Genomic DNA, 17,293 nt, shown 5'->3' with positions numbered 1-17,293 from the left:
GAGCACGACAACCTGCGCGGTGCCGCGTACTTCCATTGACCCGCATTGAAGGACTTCCCCATGATGATGAACAACACCCTGGCGCAGCTGCGCGACTTGAAGCTCGCCGGCATGGCGTCTGCCGTTGAAGAGCAACTCTCCAGCGCAGCCAGTACGGCGCTGAGCTTCGAAGAGCGCTTGGCATTGATGGTCGACCGCGAGGTGCATCACCGCGATGACAAGCGCCGCGCCGCGCTCATGAAGAGGGCCGGCCTGAAGTACCCGCAGGCCTGCGTCGAAGATGTCGACAGCAAACCCGGGCGGGGATTCGAGCGCAGTTCCTTGATGAGCCTGGCGCTGTCGCGCTGGGTCGAGGACGGCACCGCGATCCTGGTCACCGGTCCGACGGGTTCGGGCAAGTCGTGGCTGGCCTGCGCGCTGGCGCAGTACGCCTGCCGGCGCGGGCACTCGGCGCTGTACCTGCGGGTGCCACGCCTGGCGGAGGATCTGCGCGTGCTGCACGGCAACGGCGGGTTCGGGCGTTGGCTCGCCGCGGTGGCGCGCACCGATGTCTTGCTGTTGGACGACTGGGGGCTGGCCGCCATGGACGGCCCGACTCGCGCCGATCTGATGGAGGTGATCGACGACCGGGCGGGGACGCGCCCGACGATCGTGACGAGCCAGTTGCCTGTCGAGCACTGGCATGCGTGGATCGGCGACGCAACCGCCGCCGACGCGATCCTCGACAGGCTGCTCTCGCGCAGCCACCGGCTCAACCTCAAGGGCAAGTCGATGCGGCCGAGCAAGGCAGCCGTCGTGAATATCGAAGGCAGCGACACCACGGCACCGCAAGACACCGCCGCCGCCTAGCGACGCCGCCTCCGACAACGTCAACCATGGAGCCGCTCAACCACCTCAAACAGCCACTTCCTACAATTCAGCTTGGGCACCAACCCCATCCACGGTCGTTTGGAGATTGAGGGGGCGCATGAATCAATGGCCGGCGCACTGAAGGGGATTCTGGGTCGACGCGATGGTTCGCCAACCTAGATATTGTTGTCGGCGGCTCAGCCGAGTTCTGGAGTCGATTCGACGCCTTCTCGGGGGGCGCCGCGTCGCTACAGCGATTTTCGCTGACGAATTCCATTTCACAATAACGCAGACAGCGACCAACACGTTGCATTTACGTTGATGGCGCGGCCATGTTCAGACGCCTCCAGAAATTAAGCCAAGAGATATAATGCGTTTGAACGCCACATAGATTGGCCCAATTGCGCTCAGTCCCAGCTGGCGTCAAGACATCAAATGCATTCGAGAATAGACTGCATCGAACAATTCTCGATCTGTCCGGCGGCGAGTAACGCATAAATATTGCTCACATCAAGACGACGCCTAGTTTCTAGCCGGTGATTCTAGGGGCAGGGCTTTTCGAGCCGGCCAGGCGCCTTGAACGATGAGTATCGTCAGACGACGGAGGACGATAGTTCTGCCTGCCTCGTCGGTCTATCGATTCAAAATGATTTGGACCGAGTCGCCCCTGGCCATCTGCGCAAGCCGGCTCGGCGGGAATTTGCGTACTTCCGTTGGCACAGTTCGCCCGTCGCAGTCGAGAGCCTGACCCTTTGACTTGCGCGACATTGCCTCGCCGACGCGGACGCCGTTCCCCCGAGGCCCCCCGCTGGGCCATCAGGTGCCGGCCTTTGGCTTCCTGAAGGACGTCCCTCATCTTCAGCGCGCTGTCCCGGTGCGCTTGATCGTGGTCTCGCAGCCTGATGTCACTGACCCATCCTGACTGCGTCACGTTCGCTCGCGGTGGCGCTGCCACATCGCCCCGTCGGAAGGTCAGCGCCGCGGTGGAGCGTGTCCGCACAGTCGGTCGCCCTTAGTTTTTCCGCGAACTGGTCGATATGAAGCGAGCAAGGGCTAACTCGACGGAGTGAGGATCGGACCAAAGATGCTGGTCCCGCGGCGCGTTGGCCCCCAGTCTCGCTTGGGAACCGGACCGAAAAGATGCCTGACAAGTTGGACAAGAAGCCTGGCCCCGTCGCGAAGCCGGGCGAGCGTCGCATGTACCGCATCGGGGTGTACTTCAACGCCGCCGAGCTCGTGGACCTGGAGCGCGTGCTCGGCGAGCCGGGGTTCGCGGCATCGATCATGGACGCCGGGCCCCACATCCGCAAGGGCATGAAGGCGGCCAGCCGGTACCTGCGCTGCTGTGCGGTTGGCAAGCGGGCACCCCGCCCGGTGCCGGTGCTCAACCGCGCGATGTGTGCTGAGCTTGGCCGCCTCGGAAAGAATGTCCGAGACATTGGGGACGGCCTCACGGCGGGTTCCATCGATCCGACCGAACCAGACATGATTGAGTCGATCTTCGACGAATTGAATTCCCTGCGCAAGCAACTGGTCAAGGTACAGCGACTGGCTCCTGATGTCCCCGAGTTTAAAGATCTGATGCCTCACGAAGAGTTTTTTTTCGGCAAGTAGTCGCATGAAGGGGATGCAGAAAATATCTCGTGGGGCCACCTTCGATGGTGTCCTCCGATACGCATTCGCTGACCCGCACGCGAAGTTTCTGGGGACGAGTGCGTGCATGGCCTCAAACGACGAGGCGGGTCTCGCCGCCGAGTTCTCCATCACCCAGTCGTTTCGAACCGATATCAAGAAGCCGGTCTGGCATCAATCCTTAAGATTGCCGGATGATGAAATCGTCGAACACCCGCGCCAACTCGCCATCGCGCATGACTACATGGCACGGATGGAATTCGATCCGCGCCGGCACCAATACGCGGTGGTCGCGCATGGCCGCAACCATGTGCACATTATTGCAAGCCGCATCGATTTCAATGGTGCTATTTGGTATGGCCGGCAGGAGAATCTGATATCAACCCGTGTCACCCAGGAACTCGAAAGACTTCACGGTCTGCGAATCACCCGTGGTCCGCAGTATCAGACCATTCTCGGTGCGCGCGGCGCCCCGACGTATCGCATTGTGGAGCTCCCTGAGTTCAAAAAGCCGCGCCGCAGGGAAGTTCAGCGTCACGAACGGCTGCAGCGTCGGTCGGTATTGAAGCAACCGCTTCCCAGAAATCGCGTCGCCGCGATTCTCAAAGAAGCCCGGCAAGCGGCACTCGCCGGCACCTTGGCCGACTTCATCAGCGTGGCCGAAGCGCGCGGACTGGCCGTCTATGCCGGCTTTGATGCATCCGCCAAGCCCGCCCCGGATGGGCAAGTTCGTCCGCCCCGGTTCACCGGATTTGTCTTCGAACTGCCGGCCCGTGGCCAGGCCGAGATCCGAATCTCCGGCAGCAAGGTCGGCGCCGCCTATTCGGGCAAGCGAATCCTGGAGGCCATCGGCGTCGACGAGACCAAGGTCTCTGCGCTGCTGGCGACCCGACATGTCCCGTTTGGACCGCATCGGTATCTGAAGCCGGTCTGGCAACTTCCCCAAAGACTCAGCAGGATAGAAAGAAATGAATTCAACCCCCCCGTTGCCGGACTGGCTCCAGCACATGCCTTTGCGCCCGGTCGTTGGCGAACTCTCGACACCATCCCAACCCTCGACAGTCTGCACGCGCTGCCCGGCGGCCCTGTGGTACTTGGAGTCGAAGGGCACCGAGACAGCGAAGGCCTACGCCTTTTGCCGAACCATGAGCGTGATGGTGTGGCAGCCACACGAGCAACACCTTCTGCTGGACTGCGACCAACTTCGGGCGCTGGCGGCCAAGGCCATGCAGCAGCAGGCCGAGAAAGCGCAGGCCAAGCTGGAGCGGGAGGAAAAAGCCAGGGCCAGGCGGGAAGCGAAGGCCAACAAGGCCAAACTCGTCCAAGCGGCACGCGCCCAGTCCCCGTCTCCAACGACACCACCGCTGGTTCAACCGATCTAGGTCGGCGCCGATCCGCGCCGGCAAGGGCCAATGCAAGCCACACCGCAAGCGGCCCCTCGACTGCCGGGCGACCGTCCGGCCATGCAGGAGCCCATCTGCCGAGAGCCCAAGCGCAGGCTCTCCGAGAGCGGACCTGGTCGGAGCGGCTCGCGAGAATCGTTGCATCCCACGCGCCCGGGCTTGGCGCCCATAGGCCAGATCTCGAGACGGCTTACCTGCGCAAGGCCGCCACGTTCTTGACCGAGAGTCGGGCACGCGGCGTCGATCCGGACGCAGCGGGCTGGCGCGCGTGGGACCTATCGGTCGGCGTGCCACTGTTGGACGGCGAGGCGGACCATTCTGCACTGCTCACTCGACTTTCTCTTGGCGCCATCAACTCCGTCGAGACCATCGAGATCCAGATCAACGCGGGGCTTCCGCCTGATCCCGTCGCGCGCGACTACGGTGGCGCCGTGGTGCGTGAGTCGCGCCATGCGCGGTCGATTGTCAACGTCTCGAAGCCAGCGCTCACTCGGCGCCCGAGGATGGGGCGCTGACCCGGGAGGCGCAGCCGCGGAGAGCGACCTGAACCTTCGCCCGCGTGCCCTGGTCAGGTCGCGCCGGACTCTGGTGACGGAGATTGGAGCTTGGCCTGTACAGCGTCAATCTGGATGGCCGGTCGACCATGGCGACAACCTCGGCGCCCGCGGTGTCTGGGGCAAGTCGACGATGTTCGAGGAAGCGGCAGCGATGCCGTTGATCGTCGCCGGTAGGAGCCGTATGCCCGAATCGGGCCCGTACGGATCTGTGCGGGGGTGTCCGGTAACGGGCATCTCTACCGCGATCAACACCCACCCACGTAAGGTGTGCACATGGATAAGACGACGCAGTACTGCCAACTCCAGCCCGAGGATCGCATGACGTTGGCCAGCATGAGGCAGCAGGGGTTCAGCGCCCGGGCCATGGCCGGGCGCTGAGCGGCAGTCAGCGAGGCTTCACTTCAGCAAAACTTTTCGCCTGCATGGCGTCTCTCTCGTTCGTCCAACAAGTTTCGCGCTGTCAGGAGTGGCGTTCCTTTGCCGAGGCGCTTGGCCCCTTGAGCGTCAACCAGGCTGACATCACCGCGAGCCAGTCGCGCAGGTAGTCGAACGCGGCGATTTCCCTGGGGGTGATATCGAGCGCCTTCGCCAAGCGGGGCAGCGACGCATTGAAGTTCCGGTATCGCGTCCAGATGGCCGCCCCGCCCCGCGTCTTCTCGCCGTGCGGCGCCTTGGCGGACAGAAACCCGCGCACCGCCGCAACGACCTTCTCTGGGTCGTTGTCGTGCGTCTTCGGGTCCTGCCCGGCGAGGTCGCTCAACGTCTGCTTGTCCTGGTACGGCACCGCGGCCATCAGCATGAAGTCTCTTTGCGGTGTGCCGGGCGGCCGGAAGCCGAATCGAATCGCTGCCATCGCCAACCCGCACTCGAACGGCATGTTGAAGCGCGGCAGCTTCGACTTGGCAGATGTTTCGACCCGAGAGATGTCGTGAATCGAGTAGCAGGACTCGCGAATGATGCGCAGTATCTTGTCGATGCGCATCTCGTTTGAGCCGGTGTCTTCAACGGCCAAGCGCGCAATGAAACCGCAGTCGTGGATAGCAAAGAGCATCGCGTGCAGCAGCGGCAGGTAGTCCGTGTCGAACGGGCAGTTGACGAAAACGCAGCGCTCGAACGGCGGCGCGACCTTCGTCGGTGTATGAAGAGCGCCCGCTCTCACTCGAGGGCGACTAAGGCTTCAGCAATCTGCTGCTCGGTCACGTGCTTCGGCCGCATCACGGAGCCGAACACCTTGTAGCCACCAACCTGCGACACGCGGACGGTGACCCCCACCCTCGCTTGGGCAGGAGCCTTCTTGGCTGCAGGCTTGGCCCGCACCAGAGACGCGTGCTTGGCAGGCGCCTTCTTTGCGGCCGGAGGTTTCCTGTACATGCCTTCAGTTTAGCCCGCTGGGGCTACTTCCGCTCGCTGGTCCGCGCCGGCGCAGACAGCGACACCGCGCAGCGCGTTCACGATCTGGTGACGGGCCACGCAGCACGACGCGCCGGCCGCGCTGGGGTCGACTCCCGACGCACGGCTGCTCGTCGACATCGACCTGTCCATCCTCGGCAGTCCCGCCGAGCGCTTCGAGCGCTACGACCAGGACGTGCGCAAGGAGTACGCGTGGGTGCCGGGCTTCCGCTACCAGGAAGCGCGCGCCCAAGTCCTACAGAGCTTCCTCGATCGGCCGCAGTTTTATCACGGTGACGCGGCCGTAGCCTTGATCGGAGTTCAGGCCCGTATCAACCTGGCAGCCGCGTTGTCGCGGCTCGCGCAATGAATGCCCGCGACGTCAAGGCGCTGCCGGCGCTGGCCAGAAGGGCGAGCGCCCAGCGCAGGGCGCTCTGGCGCCGTTGTTCGGCACGTCAGTCACCACGACTCGCAGCCCCACCCCGGCCAGCGCCGCGCGACAACGCAGGTTGCTCGTCGGCCACTTCGCCTTCATGCGTTCGGTGGTCCAGGCCTCGACCCCCGCGACAGCTGGGGCGCTACTTCCGCGCCGAAGGCCAGGCTACCGATCAGCGCACCTTCCGCGCCACCATCGCCTGAATCCGCGACGAGTTCGCCGCTGCCGCGAAACGCCAGGACCGCTTCCGCAGGATTGGCGCTAGACTTGCATCCATAGTCTCATCCCATAGACACATTAGGTGTTACCCCCATGAATTCCTCCGAAACGACCATCGGTGCCGGCGAATTCAAGAGCACCTGTCTGAAGTTGCTCGACGAGGTCGCGCACAACCGCATCCCACTGGTCATCACCAAGCACGGCAAGCCCGTGGCCAAGCTGGTGCCGATGCCGCCAGGCACGCAACTGTTCGGTGCGCTGGCCGGCAGCGTCTTGGATGAGGCCGACATCCAGTCACCCATCGACATGGAGTGGGACGCCGCGCGATGACGGTAGAAGACCTCAGCTCTGTCGTGCTGGACACTCACGCACTGGTCTGGCTGATGCAGGGCAGTGAGCGCGTCGGCCCGCGGTCGCGCGAGTTGATAGCAGCGGCAACCGAAGCCGACGCGGTCTTCGTGGCGGCCATTTCAGCCTGGGAAATTGCGATGCTGGTGGCCAAGGGCCGCCTTGCGCTGGATCGCGATGTGGGGACGTGGCTGGATGCGGCCCTGCGCCTGCAGGGTTTGCGCTTGGCAGCGCTCGATCCGCTGGTGGCCGTGGACTCCACCCGTTTGCCCGGTGACGTTCATGGTGACCCGGCCGACCGCCTGATCGTCGCGACCGCGCGCCGTCACGCCGCCGTGCTGATCACCGACGACCGGCAGATCCTCCAGTACGGCGCCGCCGGGCATGTCAAAGCACATCGAGCCGGCGCCTGAACGAGACAGGCCCAAGTTTGCTGAGCACACGCAGGCAGGCTATATCCGAGCCGTCCGCAAGCTGGCTGCATTCATTGGCCGATCACCTGACACCGCCAGCACCGAAGATCTTCGGCGCTTCCAACTGCACTTGGTGGACGCGGGCAACGGCCCGGTGACGATCAAAGCCACCATCACGGGGCTGAGGTTCTTCTTCGACGTCACGCTGAGCCAGCCCGATCTGATGGCCAAGATGCAGCATGTGCACGTCCCGCGCAAGCTGCCGGTGATCCTCAGTCCCGAGGAGGTGTCCGCTTGATCGCAGCGGCGCCGAACCTGAAGCACCAGGCTGCGATGTCGGTGGAATACGCGCCGGCGTCGCTGAAGTCGGCGACGAGGCTTGTGCGGGGGTTCGCGACCTGGCTCGACCACAGTGGGATCTGTGGCCGCAACGTCGAGATCGGACTCGTCGATGAGTACCTGGCCGATCGATTCGTGCATCGATGGCCCAGGCGCGGCGAAGCCTTCACGCTGCGCGAGTTCGTCGGCCTTGTTTCGGTCGATGGCAACGCAGCTGCCAAGCAGCCGATGGCAGTAGCACCAGCACTTCAGGTGCGCCGCAAGTTCGCCGTTTTTGACAGCACTCACAAAACCACCGCAAAGACTGAAGAGCCCGATCAGCTCTACTGGTACGACGCGGAAGGAAGCCGTCACGAAGTGAAAGAGAATTATCCAGACATGCGCGCGCCGGTGGAGTAGCCTAGTTTACATGGGGGAATTCGCTCGATTCACAGAAATATCCGCCAGAATTTCGAACACGAGCCGCTGTTGCGCTTATTGTAAACTGGGTTCAAGCGTGTCCGGCGACATACCATGCGCGAAGATGACGCCCAAGCAGCCTGCACCTTCCAGCGGCAGTGCAATGATTTTGCCGGGATGCAAACATCTAACTCATGTTGATGCGCGACCAGTAGGGTCTTAGATTTACCTGAGAGGAGCGTCGAAATTACCATGCCTAGAACAGTGAATTGCATAAAACTCGGACGCGAAGCCGAGGGGGTTGATTTCCCGCCGTATCCGGGGGAACTCGGCAATCGGATTTTTGAAAACGTGTCCAAGGAAGCGTGGAAAAGGTGGCTCGAGCATCAGAAGATGCTGGTGAATGAAAACCGGCTTAATCTTGCGGATGCCAACGCGCGAAAATATCTTGCCAGACAAATGGAAGCGCATTTTTTTGGCGCTGGCGCCGAAGTAGCTGCAGGGTATGTTAAACCCGGCAGCAAATGAAAACTCATTGACTCGCGAGCAAGACGTTACGCATTGCACAAGGTGATTATTATTCACGGTGACCGGCCTCGCCGGTAATATCCATGTCAAGACTCGATAAATTCACGCCCGTCCCCACGGAAATCAAGCTGCACCAAGTTTCCAGCAAGCTGGAAATCGCATTTGACAACGGCAAACGGTTCGAGTTGCCGTACGAGTTTCTGCGGGTGTCTTCGCCGTCAGCCGAGGTGCGCGGACACGGTCCGGGCCAGGAAGTCCTGCAGGTCGGCAAGAAGAACATCGAAATCAAAGGCATCGAGCCGGTCGGCAACTACGCCGTGCAGCTGACTTTTTCCGATGGTCACGATACCGGCCTTTTTTCGTGGGACTATCTCTATGAGTTGGGCGAGAACCACGCCGAATTGTGGGGTCGTTATATGAGCCGGATGGAGGCCGCGAGCGCTTCGCGCGAACCGCTGGCCGGTGCGGTAGCGCGCCCGAAATCAAAGTGACGATGCGCTAATGAACATCTTGCACGGCAGCACCCGCGCTGCGCAATCTTCTCCGGCCGTCGCTTTCAAGGCCGCGCTCATCAACCCTTACGAACTCGGCCGCCAATCGTTCAACCTGGCCGCGCCCGCGGCACTGCTGAAAGCGGCCGGCTTCGACGTCGTCTGCCTCGACCTCACGCTACAGAAGCTCGATCCCGATGTCTTGCGCGGTGCGGGACTGGTGGCGATTCATCTGGGCATGCACACCGCCACCCGCATCGCCGTTGCTGCGCTGCCCAAGATTCGGGCGCTGGCGCCTTCCGCCCATGTGTGCATGTACGGCCTGTACGCTGCGATGAATGAAGCGTTGCTGCGTGGGCTCGGTGTACAGACGCTGTTGGGCGGCGAATTCGAAACGGGCCTTCTCGCCCTTGCCGGACGCCTGCGCGACGGCGACGACGGCGACGACGGCGCGCAGCGAGAGCCTCTCGTCAATTTTTCACGCGTCGCCTTCGTCACGCCCGACCGAACCGGTCTGCCCAAGCTGGCGCAGTACGCTCACCTGATATTGCCGGACGGCGGCGCCAAGATCACCGGCTTTACCGAGACCACTCGCGGCTGCAAGCACTTGTGCCGCCATTGCCCGGTGGTGCCGGTGTACGAGGGCAAGTTCCGCACCGTGGACAAAGAGGTGGTGTTGGCCGACATCGCGCAGCAAGTCGCGGCGGGTGCTGCGCACATTTCGTTCGGTGATCCGGATTTCTTCAACGGGCCCACGCATGCGCGCAAGGTGCTCGAAGCCATGCACGCGCGCTTTCCGCAACTGACGTTCGATGCCACGATCAAGATTCAGCATCTGCTGAACCACGCTGAACTGTTGCCGGTGCTTCGCGAGTTCGGCTGCCTGTTCGTCACTTCCGCTGTGGAATCGGTGGACGACGGGATCCTCGACCATTTCGACAAGCACCATACCCGCGCGGACTTTGAACGCGCGCTGACGTTGTGTCGCGCGAGCGGCATCTCGCTCGCGCCAACCTTCGTCTCCTTTACGCCGTGGACGACGCTGGACGGCTATCTCGACCTGCTGCGTGAGCTGGTGCGATTGAAACTGCAGGAAGCGGTGCCCGCGGTGCAGCTTTCCATCCGGCTGCTGGTGCCGCAGGGATCGTATTTGTTGCGCCTGCCTGACTTCGTTGATCGGTTGGAACCCTTCGATTCGGAACTGCTGGGCTATCCCTGGCACCATGCCGATCCCTCCGTCGACGCACTGCAAAGAGAAGTGCAGGCCGTGGCGATACGGATGGAGAGCGCGACGCGCGCGGAAGTCTTCGGCGAGATTTGGCGACTCGCCCACGCTGCCGCCGGACGCAAAGAACCGAGTCTCGACGGCGTCGATCCCGGCCCACCCGTGCCCCGATTGTCCGAGCCGTGGTATTGCTGCTCCGAGCCTACGGAACAGCAGCTGCAATCGTTCTGACAATGCCGCGCGTTTTGCTGCTCTTGCCGGCCGCCGGCTATCGCAACGAGGATTTTCTCGCCGCCGCGCAAAAGCTCGGCGCCGAGGTGATAACCGCCGCCGACTACTGCCACCGGCTCGCGCCGCTCATGGGCATGAGCCCGATTTTTTCGTTGCCCTTCGACCAGCCGGAAATCGCCGTCGAACAGGCGCTTGCTGCATTGGGGCGGCGCGTCGACGCCGTGCTGGCGGTGGACGACCACGGACTCGAACTGGCCGCGCTGCTGCGGCAAAAACTCGGGCTTCCAGGCAATCCGTTGCACGCTGTGCGCACCACCCGCGACAAGCTCGCGTTCCGGCGATTGCTCACGACGCACGGGTTCAACTGCCCGCATTTCCAGGCGCCGATCAGCGAAGCCGATGCCCTGGCACTTGCCCCGTCATTGGACTATCCCGTGGTGGTGAAGGCTCGGCGCTTGTCCGCCAGTCGCGGCGTTATCCGTGCCGATGACGCGGCGTCGTTTGCCCAGGCGGTTGGCCAGGTGCACCGAATCCAGGCTGTCGCCGATCGCGACGCCACGCAACTTGGGCTGATCGTCGAAGCCTTCATCCCTGGCCGCGAATACGCGTTGGAAGGTTTGCTGGAAAACGGTGCATTTCGTGTGCTCGCTTTATTCGACAAGCCCGACCCGCTGGACGGCCCGTATTTCGAGGAAACCATTTACATCACACCGTCGCGCCTACCGACCGACACGCAGGCGGCAATCGCCGCGGAAGTGCAACGCGCGTGCGCGTTGGCGGGGCTGACCGGCGGACCGCTGCATGCGGAAATGCGCGTCAACGATCAAGGCGTCTGGCTTCTGGAAGTGGCGGCGCGCTCCATCGGTGGCCTGTGTGGGCGCGTACTCGATCAGCGCCTCGGACTGTCGCTAGAAGAATTGATCCTGCGGCATGCGCTCAACATGCCGCTGCCGATGTCAGCCAACAGTGATGCGTCCGGAGTGATGATGATTCCGATACCCGAACGCGGCGTCTTTCATGGCGCAACGGGGCTGATGGCGGCGCGCGCGGTGGTGGGTGTCAGCGACATCCGGATCACCGCGCAACCCGGGCAAATGGTTGCACCGCCACCGGAAGGCGAAGGTTATCTCGGCTTCATCTTCTCCCGCGCCGCTGGACCTGAAGCGGCCGAAGCCGCGCTGCGCGCCGCCCACGCCAAGCTCGCCTTCGACATTAAGGCGGCATTGCCGGTGACCCGGGCTTGTGCGCAATGACGGACGATCACGCCAGCCATGGAGGTGGCCGCCGTCCAGGCGCTGCGCCAAGCTCGCGCTCGAGCCGCCGACCGAGTCGGTCGGCGCCGCCTACGGCGGCGTGGCGCTCATGTTCGGGCGCGCCTCGATGGGCTGCAGCAGCGCCGCGATGTTCTGGCCGACGTCGTGATCGCGTGTGCCTTTCCAGAACTCGTGCGCGTGCTCGTTGTCATGCGCGAGCGTCCGGGCGACGATCCGATCGAGTTCTTCAGCGCTCGGCTTTGCCGAGCTGGAGCACTACTTTCGCCCTGACGGGCTTCCGCGCGAGCAGCAACTCTGGCTGGCGTCGGCGTGGCGCGCTGTGTGATCACGGTGGCGGGACGGACAAGCCGGCCGTTCTGCATTCGCGCAAGCCTGCCGTCACCGCTCCGGCAGATCCCTGACAAAGTTGCGTTTCACCTTGTACTGCGTGCGAAGCTGGTCGAGCCACGCGGACCGCGGAACGTGTCAATGACTTTGCGCCACCCGGCGTCATGAATTTACTGTGCAAGGCTGTGATGATTTCGGGGTGATGACCTCCGACGTTGGTGGGTTGATCCACGCCGCAGTGGGCAGCGCAGGCGGTTCAGGACGGCGGCCTTTGAATCGGTTTGGCGCGGCACGGAATGCGTCATCCAGCGCGGCCTGGCGGACGCTGCGTAGCGTAAGCGCGGCCTCAAGGCCCTCTTGACGCTGTCCCATTGAGTGGGGCGACGATGCTCAGACGTCGAGCACTTGCCGCAGTGCGTGGAATGGCACTCGCCAAGTCCCGCCCTCACCGGTGCCCAGGGTGGCCGTACGTTGGTTGATGCGTACGATCACGCCCGTGATGTTGCGACCCTCTCGATCGTCGAACGTGACGGTGTCGCCTCGTTGGAACGCTCGAGCGTGGGTCGGCGCGGCGACGGGCTCCGGCGGCGGCTCGACGGCGGCATCGATGCCCTTCGAAAGGACGCGCCGCGTTCGGGTCGGCCTGCCACGGTCACGGCCGAGGTGGAGTCGAGGGTCGTGCAGGCCACGCTGCATGACAGACCGATCAATGCCACCCACTGGAGCACCCGCACGCTCGCTGAACACTTGGGTGTTGGTGCCACGACCATCCGCCGCGTGTGGCAGAGCAACGGCCTGAAGCCGCACCTGAGCCGGTCCTTCAAGCTCTCTCGCGATCCGCGCTTCGAGGACAAGCTGCTGGACGTGGTGGGGCTGTACCTGAACCCGCCCGAGCATGCCCTGGTGCTCAGCTGCGACGAGAAGAGCCAGATCCAGGCGCTCAACCGCACGCAGCCCGGTCTGCCGCTGAAGGCCGGTCGAGCCGGCACCGTCACCCACGACTACAAGCGCCATGGCACGACCACGCTGTTCGCGGCGCTCAACACGCTGGACGGCAGCGTGATCTCGATGTGCCAGCCGCGGCATCGCCACAGCGAATGGCTCAAGTTTCTGCGGCTCATCGACCGCCGCACGCCCAAGCACCTGAGCCTGCATCTGATCGTGGACAACTACGCCACCCACAAGCATCCCGATGTGCAGAAGTGGCTCGCCAAGCACCCGCGCTTCGTCATGCACTTCACGCCCACCAGCGCGTCGTGGCTGAACATGGTCGAGCGCTTCTTCCGCGACATCACCGACAAGCGTATCCGGCGCGACAGCTTCACCAGTGTGGCGGAGCTGGAGCTGGCGATCGACTTGTACGTCGCTCATCACAACATCGATCCCAAGCCGTTCATCTGGACCGCACGCGCGTCCGACATCCTGGCCAAGGTCACGCGCGCCAAGACGGCACTTGCCGCCGTCGTTGGATAAGTACAAAACAGAGCGGCGCACTGCACTAGCACGCGCATGATCGCCGGCTCGCCGGCCAGCAGCGGCAGCGCGCGCGCCGTCGCCGGCCGATGTGCCCCCAATCAGGCGGCGCGTGCCGATACGCCGGCTCTGGTGCGCCAGGAAGGGCTTCGCGCTGTCCTCCCCGACCGGCACGCCGGGCTCGCTCGACACAGGTACGAGCATCGTGATGACAGGGACGAGCGGCTCGACCTCGAAGCCGCGCAGCGCGCAAAGCCGCGGGCGCCGCATGAAGTCGATGTTGACCGCCTGGTGCAGCGTTGGCCCGACGCAGCTCGAGCCGGCGGCAGATCTTGTTCAGGCGCTCCATCTCAAAAGCGAGCTGTTCGCATCCCAGATCGTCCGGGGTGCGATCGAGGAGATGTCATTGCGGGCATCTCCCCGATAAGATTTTGCATTCTCTCAGAATGGAGAATGAAATTCAATCCGCTTCTCATTCTTCCTCTAATGGGCAAAATGCGCTTTCACCCACGCCAGGTTCGATCAGCGCCAGTAGCGCCAACGGCGGCGCGATTGCTCCAAGCGCCACGGCCGCGGCACCGCGGGCCAAAAGACCTCCCCACGACGGATGCAACTTGGGCGTTTTAAATGTGCCGTCGATGATGAGCGGGGCACGAAGAGCGAAAATGCTGAAGTCCTTGGGGTGCGCCTTCACCACCAGATCGAGCGACTCGTTGCCGAAGCCGACCTTGCCCTCCATCGTGAATTTTGTATCGGTCGTGTCGACAATTGCCGTGTCAAGCGAGAGGACGCCGCTTTGCGCGCTGGCATCGATAAAGGCGCAACGCACTTTCACCGCCGTATCTTCCCCAGCCATGTCAGCAGCGCCTCTCCACCGTCCAGGCCGCCAAGCTCCACCAGCATTGCATCAAGGGCACCCCCTGCCATCATGAACGACGCCTGGCCATCAATGGAAGCAAGCATTTTCGCGACGGACTCTCCTCTGGTCTGAAACGTGGCCTGACCGCCGATGGAGCCGAAGCTCTCGTCGGCAATGCCGTACGCGTTGGCGATATTTTCTAGGCGAAGTCTGTCGACCTCCAACTCGACCTCGCCGCGAACCGGCCGTTCGCCCGGTTTATCCACCAGGCGAATGTTGGCTTTCACCACGCCTCCTGCTGCGCCGATCAGAACGGGTTTCACCAGAAGGCGGCCATCTTTCAACGAAAAGTTCAGCGTCATGTACTCCAGCGGCAAGGTGTCGGAGTCGATGCGGTCGGCATCGTAGCGAACGTCCGCATTGAATCTGGAGAGCACGTCAAACTCGAAATCTTCGTCCGGCAGCACGGTATTGCTGTTTGCCAGTGCCGCCGATTTCTCCTTCTGTGCGGGAGACGCGACTTCGCCTGGCTCCGTGCCGGGAATGCCGCCGATGATCCCGGCAAGGTCATCGAAATCGAGCATGTTCGAATGGAGATCGGCATTGACATACGGCTTGCCTTTCTGGTTATCGACGATGATTTTTCCGGATAGGTCGGAGTCGCCGACCGTTCCCTTGATATCAGTAAACCGCCAGATGTCTTTCTGCCGGAACAAGTCTCCCTTGAGGCGGTAGGGCGGCAGTTCAGGCAGGCGGAAGCCGACCACGGGTTCGGCCCGTCTCGGATTCGGCCCTGAGATTTCCAGCGAGGACTTCAGGCCGTCGAACGCCAGCGGCTCGCGCAGTGAGCCGGCCATTTGGCCGCTCGTCTCGAGCATCTTGAAATAGATATCGAACGGATAGCGATGGTCGCTGACGAGGCGCGACAGGGGGCCTGCCGTGCCGCTGAGCCGGAACGGCTCGCTCAGGAACGTGCCATCGCCTTTGAGGACGGTTGCGGATGGCGTCTGCGAGAGCGCGAACTCCAGGTTGGTCCCCTGCCTGTCGTCGTACCGAACCGTGCTCTTTCCCGTGCGCTTTCGCGCTTCGGGGCCGAGCGCGATATCGATGTCGGCATTCAGCCATCCCGGCACGTTGTCTCCCAGGCCCAGAGGCTTCAATGCTTCCGCCAGATGCACGTTATCGACATCGGCCTTGACTGTTCCGCGCAGGCTTTTCTTCTTGTCCGTTCCCTTTATTTGATCCACTCTCACTGCGGCGTTCGCGGCCACCTTGCCGCCTGCGACCTGGAAGCGCATCAGTGTCAACTTGAACAGGCCATCCTTCAGGACACCATCAAGACGGATATTGCGAAACACCACCTGTTTGGGCGCGATCGCACGCTTGACTGCGACCTCGACGTTGGCGTTGAGCTTGTCGAATTGCTCCAGCCAATCGGTCGACTTGCCGCCCTTGCCGAAAAGCTGATCGAAATCGGAGTGGGCAAGCGTTTCCGAAGCCAGATCAAGTCCGATGAACGGTTTGCCGTCGCCCAGCATATTGCGCACGATTGCCGAGCCGGCGAGGTCGCTTGTGCCAAGGCGCGCGCGCAGGGCCTCCACCTTGACGGTGTCATGATCCCTCACGATATGGCCCGATGCCTTGTAGCCCGGAAGGTCGGGCAGATCGATTGCGGTGATCCGGGACAATCTGTCTGTTCCCGGGCCGGCCATCGACGCATTCACGTTGATCAGGTTTCCAAGCTCGGCGACGGTGCCTTTGATGGCTGCGCGGGTGTCGGCAAGAGTCAGGTTGAGATCGACAGGCACGGCGGCGTTCGGATCGTCCAGAAGATGAAAGGGCTGGCCGGTGAAACTGCCCTGCGCAGGTGCGCCACGGAACGTGCCGTCGACACTGACCTGCAGCAGCCACTCCTGCTCATTGCGTACGCGGTCGAGTTTGAATGTCAGATCGGTGCCTTTCTTCGGTGCAATGTAATGCAAGCGGCCATCTGCCGTGCCAATGCTGTCCGATGAAAAACCCACAGTGAACTGGCCATCGACTATTCCACCGATGTCGACAGTCTGGACAAAGGGATCGAGCAGCGGGGAGACAGGAACGTCATCAAACCGCATCGCAATCTTTCCGGTTGGCTCGGGTACCGATGCATCCAGCCTGATCTCCGCGACAAGCTTGCCACCAGCAACGCCCAGCTTGAAGGGATTGATGACCAGCACGCCGTCCTCGAGAGCAAGATCGAGCGCGAAATCATCAAGCGGAAGGTCGGTTCCCGTTATCTCGCTGCTTTCAAGATGCACGAGTGCGTTCACGGTCTTCAGCATGTCCAGCCCGGGAAATTGCTGTGGCGTCGCATCCGGTTTGTCCGGCTTGCCGCTTGTGAGGCTTTTCAGAAAGCCGACATCGAGCTTGCGGGACTTGATGTCGGCCTGGATGAACGGCGTTTTCCTGCTCATGTCCAGCAGGGCGTCACCCCGCAGGCTGCTCTCGCCAAGGTCTCCTTCAATACTGGAAAGCTTCCATACATCGCCATTGCTCACTAGCCGGCTTTCGAGGCTGAATGGCTGATGCAAAGCAGGAACATCTGCTCCCGGAATCAGAGGCGCAAGCGCTTTTCCTTCCAGCCGCATTTTGACGTCCACACCATCCAGTTTCATCGGCGCAGCAATCGTTCCTTCGGCGTGCGCCTGTATTGCCTCCATATTGACGTCAGCTTGACCGGATAGGGCGTGGCATCGTCCTGCAATCGCTGAAGCGGGCCGGCACTTGCTTCAAGCCGGTATGGTTCTCCTTCGAACTGGCCGTTTGCGCTGACCTGGACCGGCTTCTGCTGCGGCAACTGCCCAACGAGTGCATCGACGGTTGTCACGAGTTCCGTGTTTTCTGCATGATCGATGTAGACAA

General features: G+C 62.6%; 15 protein-coding genes and 2 pseudogenes. 13 read left to right on the top strand and 4 right to left on the bottom strand.

Annotation, left to right across the window (positions count from 1 at the left end; genetic code table 11):
- Positions 1-60: 60 nt before the first annotated feature.
- From istB to H0W40_RS07785, 3 genes are all read left to right on the top strand, one after another.
- The gene (gene istB, locus H0W40_RS07795; protein ID WP_292445020.1) at positions 61-849 is read left to right on the top strand and encodes an IS21-like element helper ATPase IstB; all 789 of its coding nucleotides are present in this window, start codon (positions 61-63) and stop codon (positions 847-849) included.
- A gap of 1,140 nt (positions 850-1,989) precedes the next feature.
- Positions 1,990-2,463 (top strand): hypothetical protein, encoded by a 474-nt coding sequence (locus H0W40_RS07790; RefSeq protein WP_292445017.1) that lies wholly within the window; start codon positions 1,990-1,992, stop codon positions 2,461-2,463.
- A 106-nt stretch (positions 2,464-2,569) separates the two neighbouring features.
- Positions 2,570-4,399 (top strand): hypothetical protein, encoded by a 1,830-nt coding sequence (locus tag H0W40_RS07785; protein ID WP_292445014.1) that lies wholly within the window; start codon positions 2,570-2,572, stop codon positions 4,397-4,399.
- 502 nt (positions 4,400-4,901) lie between these two features.
- Here the strand turns inward: H0W40_RS07785 and H0W40_RS07780 are convergent.
- A complete protein-coding gene (locus H0W40_RS07780; protein ID WP_292445012.1) occupies positions 4,902-5,423 on the bottom strand; it encodes a hypothetical protein in 522 nt (173 codons plus the stop codon).
- A gap of 603 nt (positions 5,424-6,026) precedes the next feature.
- On the opposite strand from H0W40_RS07780, the gene H0W40_RS07775 reads away from it, so the two are divergent.
- From H0W40_RS07775 to H0W40_RS07725, 10 genes and pseudogenes are all read left to right on the top strand, one after another.
- Positions 6,027-6,200 carry a hypothetical protein gene (locus H0W40_RS07775; RefSeq protein WP_292445009.1) on the top strand — a complete coding sequence of 58 codons (174 nt, stop codon included), beginning with the start codon at positions 6,027-6,029 and terminating at the stop codon, positions 6,198-6,200.
- Positions 6,201-6,578: 378 nt separating this feature from the next.
- Positions 6,579-6,815 carry a type II toxin-antitoxin system Phd/YefM family antitoxin gene (locus tag H0W40_RS07770; RefSeq protein ID WP_292445006.1) on the top strand — a complete coding sequence of 79 codons (237 nt, stop codon included), beginning with the start codon at positions 6,579-6,581 and terminating at the stop codon, positions 6,813-6,815.
- Complete coding sequence (locus tag H0W40_RS07765; protein ID WP_292445003.1) at positions 6,797-7,246, top strand: type II toxin-antitoxin system VapC family toxin; 450 nt, start codon at positions 6,797-6,799, stop codon at positions 7,244-7,246. Before H0W40_RS07770 ends, H0W40_RS07765 begins: the two co-directional genes overlap by 19 nt.
- Positions 7,247-7,268: 22 nt before the next feature.
- Positions 7,269-7,594: pseudogene (locus tag H0W40_RS07760) on the top strand (phage integrase N-terminal SAM-like domain-containing protein); the annotation flags it as partial.
- A 642-nt stretch (positions 7,595-8,236) separates the two neighbouring features.
- Positions 8,237-8,512: an oxidative damage protection protein gene (locus tag H0W40_RS07755; protein ID WP_292445000.1), complete on the top strand. Its 276-nt coding sequence runs from the start codon at positions 8,237-8,239 to the stop codon at positions 8,510-8,512.
- Positions 8,513-8,595: 83 nt separating this feature from the next.
- Complete coding sequence (locus H0W40_RS07750) at positions 8,596-9,003, top strand: DUF971 domain-containing protein (RefSeq protein WP_292444997.1); 408 nt, start codon at positions 8,596-8,598, stop codon at positions 9,001-9,003.
- 10 nt (positions 9,004-9,013) lie between these two features.
- The gene (locus H0W40_RS07745) at positions 9,014-10,459 is read left to right on the top strand and encodes a CUAEP/CCAEP-tail radical SAM (seleno)protein (RefSeq protein ID WP_292444995.1); all 1,446 of its coding nucleotides are present in this window, start codon (positions 9,014-9,016) and stop codon (positions 10,457-10,459) included.
- Positions 10,411-11,712 (top strand): ATP-grasp domain-containing protein, encoded by a 1,302-nt coding sequence (locus H0W40_RS07740; protein WP_292444992.1) that lies wholly within the window; start codon positions 10,411-10,413, stop codon positions 11,710-11,712. Before H0W40_RS07745 ends, H0W40_RS07740 begins: the two co-directional genes overlap by 49 nt.
- Before the next feature lie 256 nt (positions 11,713-11,968).
- Positions 11,969-12,058: pseudogene (locus tag H0W40_RS07730) on the top strand (SAM-dependent methyltransferase); the annotation flags it as partial.
- A gap of 419 nt (positions 12,059-12,477) precedes the next feature.
- Positions 12,478-13,533 (top strand): IS630 family transposase, encoded by a 1,056-nt coding sequence (locus H0W40_RS07725; protein ID WP_292444989.1) that lies wholly within the window; start codon positions 12,478-12,480, stop codon positions 13,531-13,533.
- Between the two features lie 472 nt (positions 13,534-14,005).
- Here the strand turns inward: H0W40_RS07725 and H0W40_RS07720 are convergent, their stop codons facing one another.
- From H0W40_RS07720 to H0W40_RS07710, 3 genes are read right to left on the bottom strand one after another with little or no spacing between them, the layout of a single operon-like run.
- Positions 14,006-14,389 carry a hypothetical protein gene (locus H0W40_RS07720; RefSeq protein WP_292444986.1) on the bottom strand — a complete coding sequence of 128 codons (384 nt, stop codon included), beginning with the start codon at positions 14,387-14,389 and terminating at the stop codon, positions 14,006-14,008.
- On the bottom strand, positions 14,365-17,046 hold the full coding sequence (locus tag H0W40_RS07715) for an AsmA family protein (RefSeq protein ID WP_292444983.1): 2,682 nt from the start codon (positions 17,044-17,046) through the stop codon (positions 14,365-14,367). Before H0W40_RS07715 ends, H0W40_RS07720 begins: the two co-directional genes overlap by 25 nt.
- Complete coding sequence (locus tag H0W40_RS07710) at positions 17,043-17,258, bottom strand: hypothetical protein (RefSeq protein ID WP_292444980.1); 216 nt, start codon at positions 17,256-17,258, stop codon at positions 17,043-17,045. The genes H0W40_RS07715 and H0W40_RS07710 overlap by 4 nt, the downstream gene beginning before the upstream one ends.
- Positions 17,259-17,293 lie beyond the last annotated feature (35 nt).

Source organism: Methylibium sp. (genome assembly GCF_013817345.1).
In the GTDB taxonomy this organism is placed as follows: Bacteria; Pseudomonadota; Gammaproteobacteria; order Burkholderiales; family Burkholderiaceae_C; genus Methylibium.
The sequence above is the reverse complement of the archived record's forward strand: the minus strand, read 5'-3'. Positions and strand labels throughout refer to the sequence as shown.

What these genes read in the sequence shown, in the direction of transcription:
- H0W40_RS07770 (WP_292445006.1), top strand. Translation starts at nt 6,579, where the DNA reads ATGAATTCCTCCGAAACGACCATCGGTGCCGGCGAATTCAAGAGCACC.
- H0W40_RS07720 (WP_292444986.1), bottom strand. Translation starts at nt 14,389, where the DNA reads ATGGCTGGGGAAGATACGGCGGTGAAAGTGCGTTGCGCCTTTATCGAT.
- H0W40_RS07755 (WP_292445000.1), top strand. Translation starts at nt 8,237, where the DNA reads ATGCCTAGAACAGTGAATTGCATAAAACTCGGACGCGAAGCCGAGGGG.
- H0W40_RS07745 (WP_292444995.1), top strand. Translation starts at nt 9,014, where the DNA reads ATGAACATCTTGCACGGCAGCACCCGCGCTGCGCAATCTTCTCCGGCC.
- H0W40_RS07785 (WP_292445014.1), top strand. Translation starts at nt 2,570, where the DNA reads ATGGCCTCAAACGACGAGGCGGGTCTCGCCGCCGAGTTCTCCATCACC.
- H0W40_RS07715 (WP_292444983.1), bottom strand. Translation starts at nt 17,046, where the DNA reads ATGAAACTGGATGGTGTGGACGTCAAAATGCGGCTGGAAGGAAAAGCG.
- istB (WP_292445020.1), top strand. Translation starts at nt 61, where the DNA reads ATGATGATGAACAACACCCTGGCGCAGCTGCGCGACTTGAAGCTCGCC.
- H0W40_RS07790 (WP_292445017.1), top strand. Translation starts at nt 1,990, where the DNA reads ATGCCTGACAAGTTGGACAAGAAGCCTGGCCCCGTCGCGAAGCCGGGC.
- H0W40_RS07780 (WP_292445012.1), bottom strand. Translation starts at nt 5,423, where the DNA reads ATGCGCATCGACAAGATACTGCGCATCATTCGCGAGTCCTGCTACTCG.
- H0W40_RS07750 (WP_292444997.1), top strand. Translation starts at nt 8,596, where the DNA reads ATGTCAAGACTCGATAAATTCACGCCCGTCCCCACGGAAATCAAGCTG.